The sequence below is a fragment of the Streptomyces sp. NPDC048671 genome, from assembly GCF_055587045.1.
This window is the reverse complement of sequence record NZ_JBVJHB010000012.1, coordinates 238,112-260,394: the sequence shown is the minus strand read 5'-3', so window position 1 is coordinate 260,394 and position 22,283 is coordinate 238,112. Positions and strand designations below refer to the sequence as shown.

Annotated in this window: 17 protein-coding genes; 13 read left to right on the top strand and 4 right to left on the bottom strand. The window is 70.4% G+C overall.

Going from position 1 to position 22,283, the window contains the following annotated elements; all coding sequences use genetic code 11:
- Positions 1–76: 76 nt before the first annotated feature.
- On the bottom strand, positions 77–871 hold the full coding sequence (gene lexA, locus ACZ6S6_RS25240) for a transcriptional repressor LexA (RefSeq protein ID WP_362965738.1): 795 nt from the start codon (positions 869–871) through the stop codon (positions 77–79).
- 520 nt (positions 872–1,391) lie between these two features.
- On the opposite strand from lexA, the gene nrdR reads away from it, so the two are divergent.
- Positions 1,392–1,904, top strand: coding sequence for a transcriptional regulator NrdR (gene nrdR / locus ACZ6S6_RS25235; RefSeq protein WP_362965740.1), 513 nt, complete (start codon positions 1,392–1,394; stop codon positions 1,902–1,904).
- 159 nt (positions 1,905–2,063) lie between these two features.
- Positions 2,064–4,970 (top strand): vitamin B12-dependent ribonucleotide reductase, encoded by a 2,907-nt coding sequence (locus ACZ6S6_RS25230; protein WP_469707003.1) that lies wholly within the window; start codon positions 2,064–2,066, stop codon positions 4,968–4,970.
- A 103-nt stretch (positions 4,971–5,073) separates the two neighbouring features.
- On the opposite strand, the gene ACZ6S6_RS25225 is transcribed toward ACZ6S6_RS25230, so the two are convergent.
- The gene (locus ACZ6S6_RS25225) at positions 5,074–5,610 is read right to left on the bottom strand and encodes a TerD family protein (RefSeq protein WP_362965744.1); all 537 of its coding nucleotides are present in this window, start codon (positions 5,608–5,610) and stop codon (positions 5,074–5,076) included.
- 260 nt (positions 5,611–5,870) lie between these two features.
- On the opposite strand from ACZ6S6_RS25225, the gene ACZ6S6_RS25220 reads away from it, so the two are divergent.
- The 4 genes from ACZ6S6_RS25220 (at position 5,871) to ACZ6S6_RS25205 (ending at position 10,237) form a co-directional block, all read left to right on the top strand.
- Entirely contained in the window at positions 5,871–6,476 is a 606-nt protein-coding gene (locus ACZ6S6_RS25220) for a YdbC family protein (RefSeq protein ID WP_362965746.1), read from the top strand.
- 92 nt (positions 6,477–6,568) lie between these two features.
- The gene (locus ACZ6S6_RS25215) at positions 6,569–7,228 is read left to right on the top strand and encodes a histidine phosphatase family protein (protein WP_362965748.1); all 660 of its coding nucleotides are present in this window, start codon (positions 6,569–6,571) and stop codon (positions 7,226–7,228) included.
- A 10-nt stretch (positions 7,229–7,238) separates the two neighbouring features.
- Positions 7,239–8,135, top strand: a complete 897-nt coding sequence (locus ACZ6S6_RS25210; protein WP_362965750.1) for an ADP-ribosylglycohydrolase family protein — start codon at positions 7,239–7,241, stop codon at positions 8,133–8,135.
- Between the two features lie 233 nt (positions 8,136–8,368).
- The gene (locus ACZ6S6_RS25205) at positions 8,369–10,237 is read left to right on the top strand and encodes a DUF4153 domain-containing protein (RefSeq protein WP_469707002.1); all 1,869 of its coding nucleotides are present in this window, start codon (positions 8,369–8,371) and stop codon (positions 10,235–10,237) included.
- 129 nt (positions 10,238–10,366) lie between these two features.
- Here ACZ6S6_RS25205 and ACZ6S6_RS25200 read toward each other — a convergent pair whose 3' ends face one another.
- Positions 10,367–11,920, bottom strand: coding sequence for an MFS transporter (locus tag ACZ6S6_RS25200; RefSeq protein ID WP_469707001.1), 1,554 nt, complete (start codon positions 11,918–11,920; stop codon positions 10,367–10,369).
- 253 nt (positions 11,921–12,173) lie between these two features.
- On the opposite strand from ACZ6S6_RS25200, the gene ACZ6S6_RS25195 reads away from it, so the two are divergent.
- From ACZ6S6_RS25195 to ACZ6S6_RS25185, 3 genes are all read left to right on the top strand, one after another.
- Positions 12,174–12,800 (top strand): TetR/AcrR family transcriptional regulator, encoded by a 627-nt coding sequence (locus ACZ6S6_RS25195; protein WP_362965756.1) that lies wholly within the window; start codon positions 12,174–12,176, stop codon positions 12,798–12,800.
- A gap of 139 nt (positions 12,801–12,939) precedes the next feature.
- Positions 12,940–13,650 (top strand): ribonuclease HII, encoded by a 711-nt coding sequence (locus ACZ6S6_RS25190; RefSeq protein WP_362965758.1) that lies wholly within the window; start codon positions 12,940–12,942, stop codon positions 13,648–13,650.
- Positions 13,651–13,710: 60 nt separating this feature from the next.
- The gene (locus ACZ6S6_RS25185) at positions 13,711–14,331 is read left to right on the top strand and encodes a hypothetical protein (RefSeq protein ID WP_469707000.1); all 621 of its coding nucleotides are present in this window, start codon (positions 13,711–13,713) and stop codon (positions 14,329–14,331) included.
- A 65-nt stretch (positions 14,332–14,396) separates the two neighbouring features.
- Here the strand turns inward: ACZ6S6_RS25185 and ACZ6S6_RS25180 are convergent, their stop codons facing one another.
- Complete coding sequence (locus ACZ6S6_RS25180) at positions 14,397–15,026, bottom strand: hypothetical protein (RefSeq protein WP_362965762.1); 630 nt, start codon at positions 15,024–15,026, stop codon at positions 14,397–14,399.
- A 425-nt stretch (positions 15,027–15,451) separates the two neighbouring features.
- Between ACZ6S6_RS25180 and ACZ6S6_RS25175 the strand changes: the two genes are divergently transcribed.
- The 4 genes from ACZ6S6_RS25175 (at position 15,452) to ACZ6S6_RS25160 (ending at position 22,166) form a co-directional block, all read left to right on the top strand.
- Positions 15,452–17,611 carry a RecQ family ATP-dependent DNA helicase gene (locus tag ACZ6S6_RS25175; protein WP_362965764.1) on the top strand — a complete coding sequence of 720 codons (2,160 nt, stop codon included), beginning with the start codon at positions 15,452–15,454 and terminating at the stop codon, positions 17,609–17,611.
- 260 nt (positions 17,612–17,871) lie between these two features.
- Positions 17,872–19,170, top strand: a complete 1,299-nt coding sequence (locus tag ACZ6S6_RS25170) for a DUF4192 domain-containing protein (protein WP_469706999.1) — start codon at positions 17,872–17,874, stop codon at positions 19,168–19,170.
- A 129-nt stretch (positions 19,171–19,299) separates the two neighbouring features.
- On the top strand, positions 19,300–20,064 hold the full coding sequence (locus ACZ6S6_RS25165; RefSeq protein ID WP_362965768.1) for an NUDIX hydrolase: 765 nt from the start codon (positions 19,300–19,302) through the stop codon (positions 20,062–20,064).
- 239 nt (positions 20,065–20,303) lie between these two features.
- Positions 20,304–22,166: an ATP-binding cassette domain-containing protein gene (locus ACZ6S6_RS25160; protein WP_469706998.1), complete on the top strand. Its 1,863-nt coding sequence runs from the start codon at positions 20,304–20,306 to the stop codon at positions 22,164–22,166.
- The last annotated feature ends 117 nt before the right edge of the window (positions 22,167–22,283 follow it).

Here is a 22,283-nt window from a genome sequence, read left to right as displayed (position 1 = left end):
GGCCGGGTCGCACGGACGGGGCCCCGGGGTCGGTACGTACAGCCGATCCCGGGGCCCCGTCGGAGCGGTCGAGGCCTCACACCCGCCGCAGCACCGCCACGACCTTGCCGAGGATGGTCGCCTCGTCGCCGGGGATCGGCTGGTACGCGGAGTTGTGGGGGAGCAGCCAGACATGACCGTCCTCCCGCTTGAAGCGCTTGACCGTGGCCTCGCCCTCCAGCATCGCCGCGACGATGTCTCCGTTCTCCGCCACGGGCTGACGCCGGACGGTGACCCAGTCGCCGTCGCAGATCGCCGCTTCGATCATCGAGTCACCGACGACCTTCAGCACGAAGAGCTCTCCGTCACCGACCAGCTGGCGGGGGAGCGGAAAGACGTCCTCGACGGATTCCTCGGCGAGGATCGGGCCACCGGCGGCGATCCGGCCGACCAGCGGCACATAGGAAGCCGCCGGCTTCCCCGTGGTGTCCGTGGGCTGTGTGCTGGGCTGATCCGAACCGCGCACCTCGTACGCCCGGGGGCGGTGCGGGTCGCGGCGCAGGAAGCCCTTGCGCTCCAGAGCCATGAGCTGATGCGCGACGGAGGACGTACTGGAAAGGCCCACCGCCTGACCGATCTCCCGCATCGACGGGGGGTACCCCCGCCGCTGCACGGAGTCCCGGATGACCTCGATCACTCGCCGCTGGCGGTCCGTGAGCCCCGAGCTGTCCGCCCGGATTCCAGGAGGTCGCCCGGGAAGCGAGCGCGCTGGGCGCGCGGGCTCCGGCCCCTCCGTGTTCGTGCCTGAGTCATTCATGGCATGCACCGGCTCGAGTCGGCTCTGGGAGCGGTCCTGGGCAGTGATGATGGCACTGTCTGCGGTGGTGGTCACGTCGGCCCCTCTCGAATGGTCTCCCTAGCTGCACAACGGTAGTAGCTTTCGAAAGGTTGCGCCAAACACACGTTCGAGTGAAAAACAAATAAAAGCCTGTTGAGCGTTCATTGCTAGGTGTATGTGCGAAGCCGGAGGGTGCGCTGCCCGCCGTCGGGTCGAACGGCAATTCGGACCATTACGGTAGCGTTCGCGGCCGCGGTGGCGCCGCGCGGGGTCGCCGTCCGGTCCTCCTCGTGCCCCGGAAGCCGCCGACCCGCGATCGGTGGAGCCAGATGCTTCCCGTACCCTCTTGCTCGGTCGTACGCTGCCTTCCGGCCGCCCGTGACGCGCGACACGCGCTAGGGCCAAATGCGCGGCCAAACCCAAGATCTAGTGGTTGGATTGTTCCAGCCGCCCAGAAGTTGTGGTCCCCGTCCTTCGGGGGTGCGGTCATCGCCTATGCTTGAGACTGCTTCGAAGGCCCCTCGCGGGGCCTGATGAGGCCATTCAGTCGTGCTGTGAAGGAGGGTTGGGAGCCATGCACTGCCCCTTCTGCAGGCACCCCGACAGCCGGGTCGTCGACAGTCGCACCACCGACGACGGGACCTCGATCCGCCGGCGCCGTCAGTGCCCCGACTGCTCCCGCCGTTTCACCACGGTGGAGACCTGCTCGCTCATGGTGGTGAAGCGCAGCGGCGTGACCGAACCCTTCAGCCGTACCAAGGTCATCTCCGGCGTGCGCAAGGCGTGCCAGGGGCGGCCGGTCACCGAGGACGCCCTCGCCAAACTCGGCCAGCGGGTCGAGGAGGCGGTGCGCGCCACCGGCAGCGCCGAGCTGACCACGCACGACGTGGGCCTGGCCATTCTCGGCCCCCTGCAGGAACTCGACCTGGTCGCTTACCTGCGGTTCGCATCCGTGTACCGGGCGTTCAACAGCCTCGAAGACTTCGAGGCCGCCATCGTGGAACTCCGCGAGCAGCGGCCTCTCGCAGAAGGATGCGGGACCGGCGAGACCCCTGAGGTCCCCGTTCCCGCCGTCGCCGCCGACTGAGCGGCGCAGGCCGACCGCCGCCGGTCCGTGGACCGGCGGCCGGGCGGCACACAGACCTGCTCCGGATGCCCTGCGCGGCGTCCGAAGTACCAGACACACACTGTGCCCGGGGAAGTTCTCGGCACTTCAGGGCGTTTTTGCCCACATATGGGAGGCGGCATGACAGAGACGGCGAGCGGCCCGGCACGAGGTTCCCGCAACAAGGGGACCAAGTCGACTGCGACCAAGCAGGGCCTGCGTATCGAGCGCATTCACACCACCCCCGGCGTGCATCCGTACGACGAGGTGGCGTGGGAGCGCCGTGACGTCGTCATGACCAACTGGCGCGACGGCTCGATCAACTTCGAGCAGCGTGGCGTCGAGTTCCCCGACTTCTGGTCGGTGAACGCGGTCAACATCGTCACCAGCAAGTACTTCCGCGGTGCCGTAGGCACCCCGCAGCGCGAGACCGGTCTGCGACAGCTCATCGACCGGATCGTGAAGACCTACCGGAAGGCCGGCGAGGACTTCAGCTACTTCACCTCTCCGGAGGACGCGGAGATCTTCGAGCACGAGCTGGCGTACGCCCTCCTGCACCAGATCTTCAGCTTCAACTCGCCGGTCTGGTTCAACGTGGGCACGCCCCAGCCGCAGCAGGTCTCCGCCTGCTTCATCCTGGCCGTCGACGACTCCATGGAGTCGATCCTCGACTGGTACAAGGAAGAGGGGATGATCTTCAAGGGCGGCTCGGGCGCAGGCCTGAACCTCTCCCGTATCCGCTCCTCCAAGGAGCTCCTCTCCTCCGGCGGCAACGCCTCCGGTCCGGTCTCCTTCATGCGTGGCGCCGACGCGTCCGCCGGAACGATCAAGTCCGGTGGCGCCACCCGCCGTGCGGCCAAGATGGTCATTCTCGACGTCGACCACCCCGACATCGAGAACTTCATCGAGACCAAGGTGAAGGAGGAGGAGAAGATCCGCGCCCTGCGTGACGCGGGCTTCGACATGGACCTGGGCGGCGACGACATCACGTCCGTCCAGTACCAGAACGCCAACAACTCGGTCCGGGTGAACGACGAGTTCATGAAGGCCGTCGAGGCCGGCGGGAAGTTCGGGCTGCGCGCCCGGATGACCGGTGACGTCATCGAGGAGGTCGAGGCCAAGTCCCTCTTCCGCAAGATGGCCGAGGCCGCCTGGGCCTGCGCCGACCCCGGCATCCAGTACGACGACACGATCAACCAGTGGCACACCTGCCCCGAGTCCGGCCGGATCAACGGCTCGAACCCGTGCAGCGAGTACATGCACCTGGACAACACCTCGTGCAACCTGGCCTCGCTGAACCTGATGAAGTTCCTCAAGGACGACGGCAAGGGCAACCAGTCCTTCGAGTCCGAGCGCTTCGCCAAGGTCGTCGAGCTGGTCATCACCGCGATGGACATCTCCATCTGCTTCGCCGACTTCCCGACCGAGAAGATCGGTGAGAACACCCGCGCGTTCCGCCAGCTGGGCATCGGTTACGCCAACCTCGGCGCCCTGCTGATGGCGACCGGCCACGCGTACGACAGCGACGGCGGCCGCGCGCTCGCCGGCGCCATCACCTCGCTGATGACCGGCACCTCCTACCGTCGCTCCGCGGAGCTGGCGGCGGTCGTCGGCCCGTACGACGGCTACGCCCGCAACGCCGAGCCGCACCTGCGCGTCATGAAGCAGCACTCCGACGCCAACGCCGTGGCCGTCCACGCGGACGACCTCGACAACCAGATCTGGGCCGCCGCGACGGAGGCCTGGCAGGACGTCATCCGCCTCGGCGCGAAGAACGGTTTCCGTAACGCGCAGGCCTCGGTCATCGCGCCCACCGGCACCATCGGTCTCGCGATGTCCTGCGACACCACCGGCCTGGAGCCCGACCTCGCCCTGGTCAAGTTCAAGAAGCTGGTCGGCGGCGGCTCGATGCAGATCGTCAACGGCACCGTCCCGCAGGCCCTGCGTCGCATGGGTTACCACGAGGAGCAGATCGAGGCGGTCGTCGCCCACATCGCCGAGAACGGCAATGTGATCGACGCGCCCGGCCTGAAGGCCGAGCACTACGAGGTCTTCGACTGCGCGATGGGCGAGCGTTCCATCTCCGCGATGGGTCACGTGCGCATGATGGCGGCCATCCAGCCGTGGATCTCCGGCGCGCTCTCCAAGACGGTGAACCTGCCGGAGACGGCCACCGTCGAGGACGTCGAAGAGGTCTACTTCGAGGCGTGGAAGATGGGCGTCAAGGCGCTCGCGATCTACCGCGACAACTGCAAGGTCGGCCAGCCCCTCTCCGCGAAGACCAAGGAGAAGGAGAAGGCGGCGGTCACCGCCAAGACCGAGGACACCATCCGTACCGCGGTCGAGAAGGTCGTCGAGTACCGCCCGGTCCGCAAGCGCCTGCCCAAGGGCCGTCCCGGCATCACGACCTCCTTCACGGTGGGCGGTGCCGAGGGCTACATGACCGCCAATTCCTACCCGGACGACGGTCTCGGTGAGGTCTTCCTGAAGATGTCCAAGCAGGGTTCGACCCTCGCGGGCATGATGGACGCCTTCTCCATCGCCGTCTCGGTCGGTCTGCAGTACGGCGTCCCGCTGGAGACGTACGTCTCGAAGTTCACCAACATGCGCTTCGAGCCGGCCGGCATGACGGACGACCCGGACGTGCGGATGGCGCAGTCGATCGTCGACTACATCTTCCGCCGCCTGGCGCTCGACTTCCTGCCGTTCGAGACCCGCTCGGCGCTCGGCATCCACTCGGCCGACGAGCGTCAGCGCCACCTCGACACCGGTTCGTACGAGGCCTCGCTGGACGACGACGAGCTGGACGTCGAGAGCCTGGCCCAGTCCGCCCCCGTGCGGACGGCGGAACCGCTGAAGGCGGTCGCCCCCGTGCGGGCGGCCGAGAAGCCGGACCCGAAGACGGCGCACACCTCGGCGGAGCTCGTCGAGATGCAGCTGGGCATCAGCGCCGACGCCCCGCTCTGCTTCTCCTGCGGTACGAAGATGCAGCGCGCCGGATCCTGCTACATCTGCGAGGGCTGCGGCTCGACCAGCGGTTGCAGCTGATCCCGGCAGCCTGAGGCACAACGGCTGAGCCGCGAAGAGCGGCCGGCCAAGGGGCGGGAAGATCTCCTCGGAGACCTTCCCGCCCCGACCCGTAACCGGAGTCTCACGCTCCGGAAGGGCGGCTTCCCATCGTCGCGGCGAACGAGTCGGCGTCCCCGTCGAAGCCCCGTACCGTGTCGTGGAACAGCCAGACTCCAGAGGCGTCCCGGACGAACTCGGCGACGACGGCCGCAGTGGAGGACCCGACCGCCGAGAAGTCGTCCTCGGCCAGGGCGTCGTAGCCCTCGCGGATCTGCACCGCGGTGTTCTCCACGGCGTCGAAGGTCTTGTGGCCGTCGCGCTGCTGGATGGCCACACCGACGATGACCCGACTGTACGACTCCGACAGCCGGTCCAGTTCCAGCGTCATCACCTCGTCGTATCCCAGGCCCTGACCGGTCCGGCTGTCCCGGTTGAGCGTGATCGTGCCGTCGGGGGCACGGCTGTCGAAGTGCACGAGGTAAGCGGGGCTGCCGTACGGCTCCTCGGCCGGGTAGGTCGCCGCGATGATGTCGAGGTCATTGGGGGACTCGCCCTGGGAACTGGGGTCCCACTTGAGCCTGACCTCGACCTTCTCGATGTCCTTGTTGGGGGTGCTCATCGGACTTCCCTCCTGCGCGCGCGGGGCCGTCGCTCCGGTTTTATCACCCGATCATGTCCGTAACTGTCGGTGAAACCAACCGGCTTGGCCACGGGCGGCGGAATCGGGCCACCGAACTCCCCCGGACCGCCGGGGCGATCGACCGTCGATGATGCCCGAGTGCCGCGGGGTGCGCTCCTGTTGATCATTCCGCGGGCCGGTTCCGGTGCACTCCGCCAGAGCGTGACCCACGCCACGCCCGGCACCCGTACGATGGGGCCGTGCTGGTCAAGTGGATTCGCTGCAATGTGGTCGACCGTCGCGGTTTCGAGCGGGGGCAGCGGAAGTGGGCGGGGCTGCTGGGGGAGCCGGGCTTCAGGGGGCAGGGTGGCGGCTGGAGCCGTGGCCGGCCGGAGGTGGCGCATGTCTTCGCGTTCTGGGAGAACCGGGTCTTCTACGACTCCTTCATGGCACGCGGGCACGACGCGCTGGCCGCCGCGCAGTCAGGTACCTGCAACGACATACAGGTCAAGCTGTTCGAGTACCGCTTCGACGTGAAGACCGGCTTCGAACCCGATTTCGCCGACGCGGACGTGCTCAGGGTGGCGCACAGCAGGGTGTACGAGGACCGGGTCGAGCACTTCGCGCTGATGCAGCAGCGGGTGTGGAACCCGGCGATGGCCGGATCGCCCGGGATGCTTCGGGGAGTGTTCGGAGAGGCGCCGGGCCATGAGTTCCTGGTCCTTTCCATGTGGCAGTCGAGCGCAGAACGCGGCAAGTACCGGGCGGGAAGCGTCGAACGGCTCTCGCAGCGGGCGCAGACCGAGGACGACGTCGCGGCGCTCGCGGGTGACGTGGTGCAGCTCGAACCGTCGTGGACGGTGTGAGCGGACGCGGCGCCGGTGTCGCGCCCGCGACATGCGACCGTCGGGATCCGGACAATTGCTCGAACGGCGGCGACTCGATCTAGGGTCGGTACATGGCAAGACCGAAACGCATTGTCCTCGTCCGGCATGGCGAGTCCGAGGGCAATGTCGATGACACCGTGTACGAGCGTCAGCCCGACCATGCGCTGAGGCTTACGGCAAAAGGGCTGCGGCAGGCTCGCGAGACGGGGGTGCGGCTGCGCGAGCTCTTCGGCGACGAGCGGGTCAGCGTGTACGTCTCGCCCTACCGCCGTACGCACGAGACGTTCAGGTCCTTCGGCCTCGACCTCGAACGCGTGCGGGTGCGGGAGGAGCCCCGGCTGCGCGAGCAGGACTGGGGGAACTGGCAGGAACGGGAAGACGTCAAGCTGCAGAAGGCGTACCGGAATACCTACGGGCACTTCTTCTACCGCCTCGCGCAGGGTGAGTCCGGGGCGGATGTGTACGACCGGGTGGGAGCTTTCCTGGAGAGCCTGCACCGGAGTTTCGAGGACCCGGACCACCCGCCGAACGTCCTGCTGGTCACTCACGGTCTGACCATGCGGCTGTTCTGTATGCGCTGGTTCCACTGGTCCGTGGCCGAATTCGAATCTCTCTCGAATCCAGGCAACGGGGAGTCCCGCACGCTCGTGCTCGGCAAGGACGGGCGCTACACGCTTGACCGTCCGTTCGAGCGCTGGCGTACCCCTGAGCCGTACGGCATCACCGGATAGAGTGGAAGCGATGACCGAATCCGCTTCCGACCAGCGCTTCGAACGCGCCCTTGCCAGCCTGCGCGGCCTCTCCGTGGGAGACGCCCTGGGCTCCCAGTTCTTTGTGCCCGCCAACTATCCGCTGCTGAAGGACCGCTCCCTGCCCCCGGGGCCGTGGCAGTGGACCGACGACACGGAAATGGCCTGTTCGGTCCTGTCCGTGCTCCGGGAGCACCACCGTATCGATCAGGACGCGCTCGCCCGCTCCTTCGCGGTGCACCACGATTTCGACCGGGGATACGGCCCTGCCGTGAACCGCCTCCTCAGGCTGGTCCGGGAGGGCGGGGACTGGCGGGAGCTGGCCTCCGCGCTGTTCAAGGGCCAGGGTTCCTGGGGCAACGGCTCGTCGATGCGCATCGCACCGCTCGGTGCCTGGTACGCGGACGACCCGGAGCAGGCCACGCACCAGGCCGAGATCTCCTCGTACCCGACCCACCAGCACCGGGAAGCCGTCGTGGGCGCGATGGCCGTGGCGGCTGCGGCCTCGCTCGCGGCGTCGCCCACCGGACCGCCGAAGCCGGCGGACCTCCTCGACGGGGTCATCGCGCTCGTACCGCGCAGCGCGGTCGGTGCCGGACTGCGCCGCGCCCGCGACATGCTCGACTACCGCGACGCCGGTACGGTCGCCGCGGTCCTCGGCAATGGCCGTCGCACCAGCGCGCACGACACCGTCCCGTTCGCACTCTGGTCCGCGGCCCGCAGCCTCGGCGATTTCGAGCAGGCCTTCTGGGTGACCGCGCAGGCGGGCGGAGACGTCGACACGACCTGCGCGATCGTTGGCGGAGTGGTCGCGGCGGGCACGGCGGGAGCGCCGCCGGCGGAGTGGACGGCCAAGACGGAGCAGCTTCCCGACTGGCTCGCCCGCTAGAGGCTGTCCCGCCAGGGAATGGGGGGCAGCCGCTTCGAAAGCGGCGCGCTGTACCCGAGTGTCACGGTACTGCCACAGCGCTTCCCCCTTCGGCCGACGCCGGTAACGGGGGGTTACTCTTTCGGCCACGCCGCCCTCGATGATCATTACGACGGGTGTGCACCGAATGAGACGCCGGGGGGCCGCGCGCTGCCCAGGGCTCGCGCGGGCGGACCTCGGTGGGGAGGGGTCCCATGTCCGATCACAGATCAGAGTCACCCCGGCCCGAGCACGCGCCGGGGCCGCCGGAGCCGGCGGATCCGCCCGGAGCGGCCGAGGCCCGGATACCCGAGGCCCGGATACCCGAGGCCCGGATACCCGAGGCCCGGACACCCGAGCCGGTGCCGGCCCAGGTACAGACGACCAAGCCCGTGCGGATGCCCGCGCAGTCCGGTACGCCGGATCCCGCCGTCCCGGACGAGCGCGACACCGTGCCGGAGCCTCCGAAGGTGCCGGCATACGCGCAGCAGCAGCATCCGCGGCAGCCGCCCGCTGCCGGGCCGCACACCGCCAAGCGGACGTCCCCGGAGCTCACGCGGATCCGCCCCGCCGAACCGGGGGTCATACCCGCGGCCACGCTCTGGTCCGTCCTGGCCACCGCGCTGCTCGGCGCCCTGCTGCTCGGTGACGGGATCGGTCTGAACCTGCTCGTCGTGGCGGTGCCCGCGGCACTCGCGGCGTACTTCGCCGCACGGGCGGCCGGTCGCCGGCTGCGCCCGTGGACCGCTGTCTGGGCGGTCGGCGGCCTCTCGCTCCTGGTCGTCCCGGCACTCCGTGACGCCGGCTGGCCGGTCTTCCTCGCCATCGTGTCCGCCGTGGCGGTGGGCTCACTCGCGCTGCACGGCAGCCGGGGCTGGCTCGGGATCTTCCTCGGCTCGCTGGGGCTCCTGACATCCGTCGCCGGATCGCTGGGCTGGGGCGCCCATGGCGTACGCGACCGGATGGCCGGCTCCCGGGGCCGCTGGGGCGTCGCGTTCCGCTCCACGGCCGCGGCGGTCGTGCTGCTCATCGTGTTCGGGGCGCTCTTCGCGAGCGCCGATGCCGCGTTCGCCGATGTCCTCGGCAGCCTGATCCCCGATGTGTCGCTCGGCGAGGGCCCGTGGCGGCTGTTCCTCGGCGCGATCGGGCTCGTGGGTGCGCTCGCCGCCGCGTACACCGCCGCCGCTCCGGTGCGCTGGGACGCGCTGACCGTGCCTCCCGGCCCGGCACGCGGGCGGCTGGAATGGGCCCTGCCACTGATCGTCCTGAACCTGCTCTTCGCCGTCTTCCTCGCCATTCAGCTCACGGTGCTGCTCGGCGGGTACGGCAAGGTGATGGCCGAAACCGGTCTCAGCGACCAGTACGCCCAGTACGCCCGCGAGGGCTTCTGGCAACTGCTCTGGGCCACCCTGCTCACGCTGGGCGTCATCGCGCTCGCGCTGCGCTGGGCGCCTCGCGGCGGAGCACGCGACCGTACGCTCGTGCGGGCCGTGCTCGGCACGCTGTGTCTGCTGACCCTCGTCGTCGTCGCCTCCGCACTGCGGCGCATGGATCTGTACGTCGAGGCCTACGGTCTGACCCGGCTGCGTATCTCCGTGGCGGCGGTGGAGCTCTGGCTGGGCGTGGTCCTGGTGCTGATCATGGCGGCCGGGGTGTTCGGCGCCAAGCTGCTCCCGCGCGCAGTCGCGGCGAGCGCCGCCCTCGGGGTGCTGGCCTTCGGGCTGGCCTCGCCGGACGCCCTGATCGCGGAACAGAACGTCCACCGGTACGGCCAGGGCCACTCGATCGACATCCAGTACCTCCGTGGCCTCTCAGCCGACGCGGTACCGGCTCTGGACACCCTGAGCGAGCCGCTGCGCTCCTGCGCTCTTCAGGAGATCCAGCGGACGCTGAGGAACTCGGACACGCCTTGGTACGCGACGAGTTGGGGCGAGGCGCGGGCGCGGGACATTCTCGGTGACTGGGATCCCGGTGCGCGGGTGCGGAACTGCCAGGGCCTGGGAACGGGCGACGAGGAGGGCGGCCGAGGCGGTGACGGGGGCGGCGACGGGGGCGACTCGTACGATCCGTACGACCCCTACTGATCCGCACGACCCATGCGGCCCGCACGACCCATACGGCCCGTACGCCTCTGCTGATCCAATTCGGGCCTGTCCGGCGGATCGGGGCCGGACAGGCCCGTGCTCCCTTCCGTCCTTCCGGACGGCTGCGCGTTACGCGGCCGGCCCTCCCGCCGACGCCTTGCCGCTCAGCGCGTCCAGATCGCTCTTGCGCACACGGATCACCAGCGCCGCGGTCAGCAGAGCGAGGGCCGCCATGGCCACCGCAGCGATGAACGCGCTTGAGATGCCCTGGGCGAGCACCTCGTGCCCCCAGCTCCCCGGCAGCTCCCGGCTCCTGGCGAACGCCGCCTTCTGTTCGGGTGTCGCCTTCGCCAGGAACTGCGGAACCTGCTTCTCCGCCTCGTTGCGGCTCGCCGTGCCGAAGACCGTGACCAGGATCGAGAGCCCCAGCGAACCGCCTACCTGCTGGCTCGCGTTGAGCAGGCTGGACGCCGCCCCCGCCTCGTGCTGGGCGACGCCGGAGACCGCGGTGAGGGTGAGCGTCACGAAGTTCAGCCCCATGCCGACGCCGAAGAGGAGCATCGGTCCCAGCACCCCCGACAGATAGGAGCTGTCGGAGGATATGAGCGTGAGCCAGCCGAGACCCACGCCGGTGAGCGCCGAGCCGGTGACCATGAAGGGCTTCGGTCCGAGCACGGGAAGGAGCCGTTGCGAGAGTCCGGCCCCGATGGCGATCGCGAGGGCTACGGGCAGGAACGCCAGACCCGATTCGATCGGACTGTAGGCCAGTACGTTCTGCACGAACAGCACGATGAAGAAGAACATGCCGAGCATGGCCGCGGACAGGCTGAGCATGATCACGTACGTTCCGGAGCGGTTGCGGTCGGCGAACATCCGCAGCGGGGTGATCGGCTCCCTGGCACGCATCTCGATGAGGACGAACGAGGCGAGCAGCACGACCGCGGCGCCGAACGAACTCAGCGTGAGTGAGTCGCTCCAGCCTTCCTCGGATGCCCGGATGAACCCGTACACGAGCGAGGCCATGCCGAGGGTCGAGGTCAGGGCACCCGATATGTCGAAACGGCCCGGATGCTTCTTCGACTCGTCGATGTACAGCGGAGCGAGTACGGCGATCAGCACGCCGATCGGCACGTTGACGAAGAAGACCCAGCGCCAGTCCAGCCATTCGGTGAGCATTCCGCCCGCCAGCAGGCCGATAGCGCCGCCACCCGCCGACACGGCGGCGAAGACACCGAAGGCGCGGTTGCGCTCCGGGCCCTCCGGGAAGGTGGTGGTGATGAGGGCGAGTGAGGTCGGTGAGGCGATCGCGCCGCCGATGCCCTGGAGGGCGCGGGCCGCGAGCAACTGCCAGGGTTCCTGGGCGAATCCGCCGAGCAGCGAGGCCAGGGTGAAGATCAGGATTCCGGCCATGAAGACCCGGCGGCGGCCGAGGATGTCCCCGGCCCGGCCACCGAGCAGCAGAAGTCCGCCGAAGGTGAGCGTGTAGGCGCTGAGGACCCAGGAGAGATCGGTGGTCGAGAAACTCAGGGCGTTCTGGATGTGCGGGAGTGCGATGTTGACGATCGTGGCATCGAGCACAACCATCAACTGGCAGGCGGCGATGACGGTCAGGGCGATGCCCGGACGGCCTTGCCGGCGTGCTCCGCCCGGTGCGCTCCGCGCTTCTAACTGAGAGGTTGTCACTATGGGTCCCCCACAAGTGAATTAGTGAACGGATCCGTTCACTGTTCCGGCAACGGTAGTGAATCCCCTTCAGTGAACGCAAGCGTTCACTGAATCCGCTGTTGCACGGTCATGCCCGGAGCCGCCGCCCCGGCCGGGACTGCTCGGTCCCGTCCGGCCCCACGCGCCGCCCCTTTCCGCTGTGCCTGCCCGGGTCCGAGAGCCGGTCGGGCCGGTGCGGGTGCGGCGAACCCGTTTCGATGGAGAGAAGCTCATGGTTACTTCGCGAACGGCAGCCGCCGCCCGGCCGCCGGTGGAGTCCCTTCGCCGCCGAGGCCCAGTGCTGGAGCGCGCGATCCTCGAAGCCGCACTGGAGCGGCTGAGTACGGTCGGCTGGAACGGGCTCACCATGGAGGGAGTCGCCGCGGGCGCCCAGACCGGAAAGGCCGCGATCTACCGCCGATGGTCCTCCAAGGAGGATCTGGTCGTGGACGCGTTGCGCTGTGCGCTGCCGGCGATCGGCGATGCGCCCGACTCCGGCAACATCCGTGACGATCTCGATCAGCTGTGCCGGATCCTGCGTGACGGCATGCTCTCCAAGTCCGGCACCGCACTGCGGTCGGTCCTTCACGAATGTGATGCGAGCACGGCTGAGCGGTTCCAGTCGGTGATCCTCAACGGCGTGATCGCACCGACGACCGATCTCATCAGGGAAGTGGTGCGCCGTGGTGTCGACCGGGGTGAGGTCCGTCCCGACGCGCTGCGCGGGCTGGCCTTCGACGTGATCCCCGCGATGATGATGTATCGCAGCAAGGTGTGCGGCAGCGAATGGAGCGACGGCGACATCGCCGAGCTGATCGATCAGGTCGCGATGCCCTTCTTCCGCTCAGGCGCCCGCTGACCGCCCTGCCGGACGCCGTCCGGGACCCCTCCCTGCGGCGGTGTCGTGGTCCGTCCCGGGGCGCGGCACCGGACGGCGGCGGCCGGCAGGTGCCCCGGGGTGTTCTCGGCGGCAGCATCGGCGTACGCTTGCTGGCGCCATGCCGTATGAACCACCCACGCACACCGTCGAGCGCTCACTGCGCGCCACCACCGGTGCCAGGACCGTCGCCGGTGTCGACGAGGTCGGGCGGGGAGCGTGGGCGGGTCCGGTCACCGTGTGTGCCGCCGTCACCGGTCTCCGTAAGCCGCCCGCCGGACTCACCGACTCCAAGCTGATCAGCCCCAAGCGTCGCGCCGAACTCGCGCCGCTCCTGGAGCGATGGGTCACCGCGTACGGTCTCGGTGACGCCTCGCCGCAGGAGATCGACGAGCTCGGGATGACCGCCGCTCTCCGGCTCGCGGCCGTCCGTGCCCTGGAGGCGCTTCCGGTCCGTCCGGACGCGGTGATCCTCGACGGCAAGCACGACTACCTGGGCCGGCCCTGGCAGGTCCGTACCGTCATCAAGGGCGACCAGTCCTGCGTCGCGGTTGCGGCGGCCTCGGTGATCGCGAAGGTCCGCAGGGACACGGTGATGGCCGAACTCGGCGCGGAATCCGGTGAGTACGAGGACTTCGCGTTCGGCGCCAATGCCGGTTACCCGTCCCCCGTGCACAGGGCCGCACTGGAGGAGCGAGGCCCCACGGCCCACCACCGCCTCTCGTGGTCCTACCTCGACGCGCTGCCCAGGTGGCAGCACCTCAAGAAGGTCCGCTTCTCCGCCGAGGCGGCCGCACTGGAAAGCGGGGGCCAGCTCGGCTTCGACTTCTGATCGCACACACGTACCCACTCGCTGATGTCTTGTGCGTCGGCGTTTGACAGACAATCACCCATGCCTCTCATCCCCGAGGAGCCTCAGATTCACGAGAGCGCCCAGGGTCCCCGCGCCACTCCGGCCACCGGCCGTACCGCGTCGACCCCTCGTCCCGTACCCGGTCCGCGTACAGCGGCCATGCCGCGCCCCGGTCGTCCGGGTCCCGGCCCCGCGAGGCCAGCGCCCCCGGCGCAGCGCCCGCACCCCACCTCCGGCCGGCCCCAGGCCGCTCCGCCGGAGAATCGTTCCTCGCCGCAGCTCCAGCTGATCCCCGCCTCGGCCGACGGCGCGCTTGCCGCCGCCGACGAGGCGGTCGACCTGCTGCTCGACTCCGGTCGGGCACCCGGCGACATCCTGGTGCTCACCACGGGCGAGCAGCACCCGTGGGCGACGCACGAGCTGTCCTTCGGCGAGGACGCCTACTGGGCCCAACAGGAAGCCGGCGACGACGTGTTCTTCGCCGGAGCCGCGGCCGCGGACCGGGTGAAGCCCCGGCCGGTGGTGATCATCGCGGTCAACGGTGCCGTGGACGACGCCGCCACCGACGCGCTGTCCGCGGCGCAGCGGAACGCCGGAGCCCTGCTGATCGTCTGCGGTGACCCGCAGTCGGTCAACGCGGTGCTCGGCGCGGGCGTCTGACACCGGCGCGAGCCGGTCTGTGGTGACCCGGCTGCCCCAAGGGGCGGCCGGGCCCACGACCGGGGTCAGCGCGCCGCGCTGTGGCGCAGAGCCTGGGCCGCCCCGCCGCCGGTACGAGACGGCGCCGGATCCTGGGCCGCCGCGGTGTCGGCGAGAGCGGCCGGCTGCGAGGTGGAGCTGGGGCGCCGGCCGCCCCGGCCCTCGCCCAGCACCTGCCAGCCGCCGCGGGTCAGCGTGATGTACGCGCCGCACCTCAGACCGTGCAGGGTGCAGGCGTCCCGCAGCCCCCACATCCACGCCCCGTCCTCCTCCGTCCAGCGCTCGTCCCCCTCACGGCAGTAGAGAAGCACCGCGGTACGGACGGGTGTGCGGCGGCGGAGATCGTGCGGGATGACCCGGCGCAGATGCGCCAGCAGTGAGTTACGGAATTCCCAGCCGTCCGCCGTCACCGAGCGACGGGCGAACGACGCGCTGGCCGTCAGGCGTTCCTCGTGATCGAGCACGGCGACGACGGCGGTCGCCGGAGTCGGCCGGTGTCTGGCGTGCAGGCCGCTGACGACCTCGCGCGGGTTGCGCAGCAGCGGTATGCCCGCCGCGGCCCACTCGGCCGGTTCGAGTATCCGGGCGAGGCGGTTGGCGGAGTCGGCGGCTGCCGACATCGAAGTGGCTGCGGACGGAGCGAATCCGAAGGTCACGGTCCTCCCTTCGCATACGCGCCCACGATGCGGGCAGGGTCGGGTGAGGGCGCGCCGCGGCACAGCCCTTCCGGGCCGCGAAAGAAACCGTGCGGGGAGCGAGTCCAATTCTTCCTGGCGTATCGGCAGGCGGCAACGAGCAAGTGGCGCAGCTGACGGTAATCAGCTGGAATGACACGCATATCCCTGCCCAATCGGACCCCGGATGACGCCACCTGTCCCGCCTGAACAGCGAGGACCAGCGGAAACACGGCGTCCGCTCCGACCGGCCGCAGCTCAGGCCCGTGACAGCTGCCCCGTCGCAGCTCGGGCTCGTGAGACCCGGTGGCGGCACATCGCGGCACCTGTGCGTGCGCGACTGGTGAGTTGGTTGTCACGCGGGGTGAAGTGGTCGATTGTCCGTGCCATCGGGTTGCATGGGGGGCATGGACAACCTGGAGCTCCGTACTGAAGCCGATGCCATCCTCGCTGAGCTCGTCGGCGACCCCGGGGGGTCGGCACGGCTGCGCGAGGATCAGTGGCAGGCGGTGGCGGCTCTGGTGGAGGAGCATCGCCGTGCGCTGGTCGTGCAGCGGACCGGGTGGGGCAAGTCGGCCGTGTACTTCGTGGCCACCGCTCTGTTGCGGCGGCGTGGCGCGGGCCCCACGGTGATCATTTCGCCGCTGCTGGCGCTGATGCGCAACCAGGTCGAGTCGGCGGCGCGGGCCGGTATCCAGGCGCGCACCATCAACTCGGCCAACCCGGAGGAGTGGGAAACGATCTACGGGGAAGTGGAGCGCGGCGAGACCGACGTTCTCCTTGTGAGCCCGGAACGTCTTAATTCTGTTGATTTCCGCGATCAGGTGCTGCCGAAGCTCGCGGCCACGACCGGTCTGCTGGTGGTCGACGAGGCGCACTGTATTTCCGACTGGGGGCACGACTTCCGGCCTGACTACCGTCGGCTGCGCACCATGCTCGCCGAGCTGCCGGCCGGGGTGCCGGTGCTTGCCACGACGGCGACCGCGAACGCCCGGGTGACGGCGGATGTGGCGGAGCAGTTGGGCACGGGGAGCGGGGACGCCCTGGTTCTGCGGGGGCCGCTGGACCGGGAGAGCCTTCGGCTGGGCGTGCTGGAACTGCCGGACGCGGCGCACCGGCTGGCGTGGCTGGGAGAGCGGCTGGGAGATCTGCAGGGTTCGGGGATCATTTACACGCTGACCGTGGCGGCGGCGGAAGAGGTGGCGGCATTCCTGCGGCAGTGCGGGTATCCGGTGGCCTCCTACACGGGGAAGACGGAGAACGCCGACCGGCTGCAGGCCGAGGAGGACCTGCTGGCGAACCGGGTGAAGGCGCTGGTGGCGACCTCCGCCCTGGGGATGGGGTTCGACAAGCCGGACCTGGGATTCGTGGTGCACCTGGGGTCGCCCTCCTCCCCGATCGCCTACTACCAGCAGGTCGGGCGTGCGGGGCGTGGCGTGGACCATGCCGATGTGCTGCTGCTTCCGGGCCGGGAGGACGAGGCGATCTGGGCGTACTTCGCCTCGGTGGGCTTCCCGCCCGAGGAGCAGGTGCGACGCACCCTCGACGTTCTTGAGCACGCCGGCCGGCCGCTCTCGCTGCCTGCGCTGGAGCCGTTGGTGGAGCTTCGGCGCTCGCGGCTGGAGTCGATGCTGAAGGTCCTGGACGTGGACGGGGCGGTCAAACGGGTGAAGGGCGGCTGGACGGCCACCGGGCAGCCGTGGACCTACGACGCGGAGCGTTACGCGTGGGTGGCGCGCCAGCGGAAGGCCGAGCAGCAGGCCATGCGGGACTACGTGGCGAGCACGGGGTGCCGGATGGAGTTCTTGCAGCGGCAGCTCGACGACGAGAAGGCCGCCCCCTGCGGTCGCTGCGACATCTGCGCGGGACCCTGGCTCGACACCGCCGTCTCACCCGGGGCTCTCGCCGGAGCGGCCGGCGAGCTGGACCGCCCGGGAGTCGAGGTGGAGCCGCGCCGCATGTGGCCCACGGGCATGGCGGCGGTCGGAGTCGACCTCAAGGGCCGCATCCCCGTGGGCCAGCAGGCGGCCATGGGGCGTGCCCTCGGCAGGTTGTCGGACATCGGATGGGGCAACCGACTGCGCCCCCTGCTGTCGGAGCAGGCACCGGACGGGCCGGTCCCGGACGATGTGCTGGCCGCCGTCGTGACGGTGGTGGCCGACTGGGCCCGTTCACCGGGCGGCTGGGCCAGTGGCGCCCCTGACGCGGTGGCGCGGCCGGTCGGCGTCGTCGCCATGCCCTCCCGCACCCGCCCGCAACTGGTCTCCTCCGTGGCGGAGGGCCTGGCCCGCGTCGGCAGGCTCCCGCTGCTGGGCAGCCTGGCCTACACCCCGCAGGCCGACGAGCACGCGGGCCACCGCAGCAACTCCGCCCAGCGGCTCAGGGCCCTGGCCGCCTCGTTCACCGTGCCGGACGAACTCGCGGCGGCCCTGGCCGACGCCCCCGGCCCGGTCCTGCTCGTCGACGACTACACCGACTCGGGATGGACCCTGGCCGTCGGCGCGCGCCTCCTCCGCCAGGGCGGGGCCGGCCAGGTGCTCCCACTCGTTCTCGCACAGGCCGGATAGACGGACCCGGCACAGATCGGCTCGACAGCTCGACTCGACAGACCAACTCGACGGGTCGGCTCGACAGCTCGACTCGACAGACCAACTCGACGGGTCGGCTCGACAGCTCGACAGCTCGGCTCGGCAGACCGATTCGACGAGTCGGCTCGGCAGACCGACGCAACGATCGGCTCGACGGGGCGATTCGGCAGGCTGACCCCCTGTGGATAACTTATCCACAGGGGGTCGCGGATTCTCGCCCGGCACGAGACGGTCATGCCATGAACAAGCACCACGAATCCACCGGCCCGTCCGACGAACAGCAGATCACCCTGCGAGGCCCGGCCGAGCTGGCCGATGCCCTCCCGTATCTCATGGGGTTCCATCCGAGCGACAGCGTGGTCATGGTCGCCCTGCACGGTGGCCGGGGCCGCTTCGGCGGCCGGCTCAGGCTCGGCATTCCGCAGTCCGCGCAGGAGTGGCCGTCGGTTGCCGAGCAGCTCGCGGAGTGCCTGATCAAGGGGAGCGAGCGGCGCGGCGGCCGGCCCGACGCGATCGTCGTTTTCCTCTGCCAGGATCCGGCCGACGGAGAGACCGGCGGCCAGGTCATGGAGCGTCTGCGGCCCTTCGCCCAGCGTCTGCGCACCGCCTGCGGCGCACTGGACGTGCCCGTGCTCGAAGCGCTCTGCATCTCCGGCAACCACTACTGGTCCTATTGCTGCCCCGACGCCCGGTGCTGCCCGGTCGACGGCAATCCGCTGGCCGTGCCCGGCACCTCGGTGATGGCGGCGGCAGCGGCCTACGCGGGCATTCAAGTACGGGGATCGCTGCGTGAGATGGAGGCGAGGCTGGCACCCCTGACGGCGGCGGGTACGGAGCAGCAGCAGGCGCTCGATTCCGCGGGGGCCGTGCTGCTGCCGAAGCTCCTCGACGAGGAGGGCCGCAGGGAGGTCGGCGGCTCGACGGTGAAGCTCGCCCGGCGGCTCATGAAGCGCCTCGGGGAGGCGCCGGCGGCGATGCCCTCGCTCGCCGACCTCAACGATGATCGGCTGATCAGTCACGAGGAGGCCGCCGCGGTGATTCTCGGCCTTCAGGACCGGGAGACCCGCGACAGGGCCGCGGAATGGATGGAAGGGCCCGAGGCGGAGTCCGCGCTGAGGCTGTGGCGGGCGCTGGCGCGCCGTTGTGTCGCGCCGTACGAGGAGCACGCGGCGGCCCCGCTCACGCTGGCGGGCTGGGTCGCGTGGTCCACCGGGGACGAACCGGCCGCACGGGTCGCGCTGGGCCTCGCCCTGCGGCTGGATCCCGGTTACACCTTCGCGCAGCTCCTGCACGAGGCGTGCAACCAGGGCCTCGATCCGGAGACGCTGCGACGCTGCCTGCGCGGTGAGCGGACCACGCGTACGGTGCGGCGCGGCCGGCGCACGGGCGGGGTCGCGGGGGCCCCTTCCGTACGGGCGCGGGCCGCAGGGCGGCGCGGGACGCAGCCGCGTGCCGCCGGGCCCGGAACGGCGACCGGAAGGCGTCGCGCCGGACAGCCGCGGACCCAGGGACGCCGGGGGACCGGGACCCGCCGGTGACGGAGGGCGCGGCAGCGGAACGCGGTCGGGGTGGGCGGCCCGGCCGGCGCGGGGACGGGGGGTGCGGGGACGGACGAAGATCGCGACGAAGGGCGTGTTTATCGTCAGGCAGACGACTATGATCACGACATGCCGCCCTACGACCCGTCGACCTTCCCGCCCTTCGCTGTCACCGTCGACCTGGTCGTGCTCACGGTGCGCCGTCATGCGCTCTGCGCGCTGGTGGTGCGCCGAGGTGAGTCGCCCTTCCAGGGCAGGTGGGCGCTGCCCGGTGGCTTCGTCAGAGCCGATGAGGATCTCGGTGCAGCCGCGGCGCGTGAGCTCGTCGAGGAGACGGGGCTGTCCGCGCACGACCCGGCGGTCCCGGCCGTCGGGAACGGTGCCCATCTCGAACAGCTCGCCACCTACGGGGACCCGGGGCGCGATCCGCGGATGAGGGTCGTCAGCGTCGCCCACCTCGCGCTGGCCCCTGATCTGCCCGCTCCCCGGGCGGGCGGGGACGCGAACAGCGCGCGCTGGGCACCCGTCGAGGACGTGCTCGGACCGGAGGGCGGGTACGGCCGTGACGGCGAACACCGGGCGCCGTTGGCCTTCGACCACGCGCAGATCCTGGCCGACGGGGTGGAGCGGGCCCGTTCCAAGATCGAGTACTCCTCGCTGGCCACGGCCTTCTGCCCGCCGGCGTTCACGGTTGGGGAGCTGCGCAGGGTGTACGAAGCGGTGTGGGGCGTGGTGCTCGACCCGAGGAATTTCCACCGCAAGGTGACGGGCACTCCCGGCTTCCTGGTGCCCTCGGGCGGCACGACCACCCGACAGGGCGGCCGTCCAGCCCAGCTCTTCCGGTCAGGCGCGGCCACCGTACTCAATCCGCCGATGCTCCGGCCCGAGGTCTGACCCTGCTTCGGCGGTCGCTTCGGCGGTAGTGCGGTGCACCGGCTGCGTGCCCGCACCCCCGCTGCGTACTCGTACACCGGAGGCGTGCCCGTTTGCCGGATGCGGCAGCCGTACGCGGTCCTGCGAGGGTGAGGCCGGAACGCCACAGATACGGTGCTGCGCAAAAAGTCGTATATGTCGGGTTATCTTGCTGCGGTACCCACTGCCGTCGAGCGGTCTCACCTCCTGCGAGAGAAGCGATGCTCCAGGCCATCGGACTCACCAGCGCCCGCCACCGCGGACTTCCGCCCGCCGTGGACGACCTCACGTTCGAAGCCGCCTCCGGCTGCGTCACCGCCCTTCTGGGCGCACCGGGCTCCGGCAAGACCGCAGCCCTGCGGCTGATGCTCGAACTCGAGCCGGGCCGGGGGATCACCTACTTCCGGGGCAGAGCGCTGCACCGCGTTGCAGACCCCGCCCGCGAAGTGGGAGTGCTGCTCGGGGACGTGCCGGGCCACCCGGTCCGCACCGTCCGCGGACAGCTCCGCATGCTCTGTGCCGCGGCGGGCGTACCGGCGTCCAGAGCCGACGAGCTGCTCGACACCGTAGGCCTCGCCGGGCTCGGCGATCAGCGCATCGCCTCGCTCTCCCACGGCATGGACCGCAGGCTGGCCCTCGCCTCCGCGCTGCTCGGTGACCCGCACGCGCTCATCCTCGACGACCCCACGGAAGGCCTCGCCGCGCGGGAGGCCGACTGGCTGCACGGGGTGCTGCGGTCCCACGCCGCCCGGGGCGGCGTCGTGCTGTACACCACCAGCGATCCCAAGGAGGCCGCGCGGTCGGCGGGGCATGTGGTCTCCATCGACGGCGGACGGCTTGTCGCGGACCAGGACGTCGCCGACTTCGCACGCACCCGGCTCCGCCCCCGCGTCGCGGTCCGTACCCCGCACGCCGCCCGCCTTGCCGCAGTCGTCAGCCGCGAGGCACGGGCGGCCCGGCGCTCCGTCGAGGTTGTCACCGAGGCGAGCCGCAGCCGCCTCTCCGTCTACGGCAGCACCTGTGCGGAGATCGGCGACACGGCATTCAGGCACGGGCTTCCCGTTCACCAGCTCGCCGACGAGGTCGGCGACGCCGGCCCGGTCGTCGACCACACGGTTCCCGGAGGTGTCACCCCAGCGAGCGGTGCCGACGGGACAGGTGCCGACGGGACCGATGGCCACGTGACCGAGGCCGAGGAGGCAGGCGCCGACGAGGCAGGGGGCAAGGGGGCCGGGGCCGCCGTGGCCGCACCGCAACCGGCCGTGCGTGCCGCCGGGCCCGAGCTTGCGCCACCGATCAGACGGCGGCCCGCCCGCGGTCCGCTGCGCCCGGTGCGTTACGAACTGCGCCGCCTCTTCGGGGTCAGGACCACGACCCTGATCATGGCCGTCGCCCTGGTCGCCTCGGCCGGCATCTCCGTACTGCTCGCCCGCGACGGCCGTACGCCGCTGCCGAACGTGCTTGCCGCCTGGCCGTCCCTGCTCCCGCTGCCGCCCGCCGCGCTCTGTGCCGGGCTGCTCGGGGCGCTCTCCTTCGGAGACGAGTTCCGCTACCCCGCGCTCGCCGCCGGCCGCGGCACCGTACCCCGCCGCCTCGGACTGCTCCTCGCCAAGCTGGCGGTGTCCGCGGGCGTCGCCCTGCTGCTCGCCCTGCTTGTCGTACTGGCCTCCGCGGCGTCCCTTCGCCTCGTCTACGGCGGTGACTTGATCAGGATTCCGCCGAATGTGATGTCGCTGGCCGTCAGTTGGTCGGGCCTGACCGTCGGCTGCGCCTGGGCCGGGCTGCTGGCCGCCGGGGTGTTCCGGGTGACGGCGGCGGGTGTGGCCGCGGTGCTCGCCGTTCCGGTGCTGATGGTTCCGCTCGTCCAGCGGATGCCGAAGGCTCCGACCGCCCGTTCGATGGCCGGACTTCCGGGCCGGCTGCGGGACCTGGCCTGGCCGCGGTGGCCGCACGAGACGGACCGGTGGGCGCTGGCCGCGATGCGGGTCGTGGCGCACCCGGTGGGGACCGCATTGACCCTGTCGTTGTCGGTCCTCATCTGCGCGTATCTGTTCACCAGCCTTCGCGGCAGGGTGCGTTGGTGATCACAGGACGGCGCCGGAACGTCAAAAGTCCCACAACTCCACTGAGAATGCCTGGTTTGCACCAATAAGGCGTCAATTGGGAAGCAGGTGCCGATCACCCTTTCGTGTGCTTTTCAC

Coding starts and splice junctions, on each gene's coding strand:
- nrdR (WP_362965740.1), top strand. CDS start 1,392: ATGCACTGCCCCTTCTGCAGGCACCCCGACAGCCGGGTCGTCGACAGT.
- ACZ6S6_RS25230 (WP_469707003.1), top strand. CDS start 2,064: ATGACAGAGACGGCGAGCGGCCCGGCACGAGGTTCCCGCAACAAGGGG.
- ACZ6S6_RS25225 (WP_362965744.1), bottom strand. CDS start 5,610: ATGAGCACCCCCAACAAGGACATCGAGAAGGTCGAGGTCAGGCTCAAG.
- ACZ6S6_RS25215 (WP_362965748.1), top strand. CDS start 6,569: ATGGCAAGACCGAAACGCATTGTCCTCGTCCGGCATGGCGAGTCCGAG.
- ACZ6S6_RS25210 (WP_362965750.1), top strand. CDS start 7,239: ATGACCGAATCCGCTTCCGACCAGCGCTTCGAACGCGCCCTTGCCAGC.
- ACZ6S6_RS25205 (WP_469707002.1), top strand. CDS start 8,369: ATGTCCGATCACAGATCAGAGTCACCCCGGCCCGAGCACGCGCCGGGG.
- ACZ6S6_RS25195 (WP_362965756.1), top strand. CDS start 12,174: ATGGTTACTTCGCGAACGGCAGCCGCCGCCCGGCCGCCGGTGGAGTCC.
- ACZ6S6_RS25190 (WP_362965758.1), top strand. CDS start 12,940: ATGCCGTATGAACCACCCACGCACACCGTCGAGCGCTCACTGCGCGCC.
- ACZ6S6_RS25185 (WP_469707000.1), top strand. CDS start 13,711: ATGCCTCTCATCCCCGAGGAGCCTCAGATTCACGAGAGCGCCCAGGGT.
- ACZ6S6_RS25175 (WP_362965764.1), top strand. CDS start 15,452: ATGGACAACCTGGAGCTCCGTACTGAAGCCGATGCCATCCTCGCTGAG.
- ACZ6S6_RS25170 (WP_469706999.1), top strand. CDS start 17,872: ATGAACAAGCACCACGAATCCACCGGCCCGTCCGACGAACAGCAGATC.
- ACZ6S6_RS25165 (WP_362965768.1), top strand. CDS start 19,300: ATGCCGCCCTACGACCCGTCGACCTTCCCGCCCTTCGCTGTCACCGTC.
- ACZ6S6_RS25160 (WP_469706998.1), top strand. CDS start 20,304: ATGCTCCAGGCCATCGGACTCACCAGCGCCCGCCACCGCGGACTTCCG.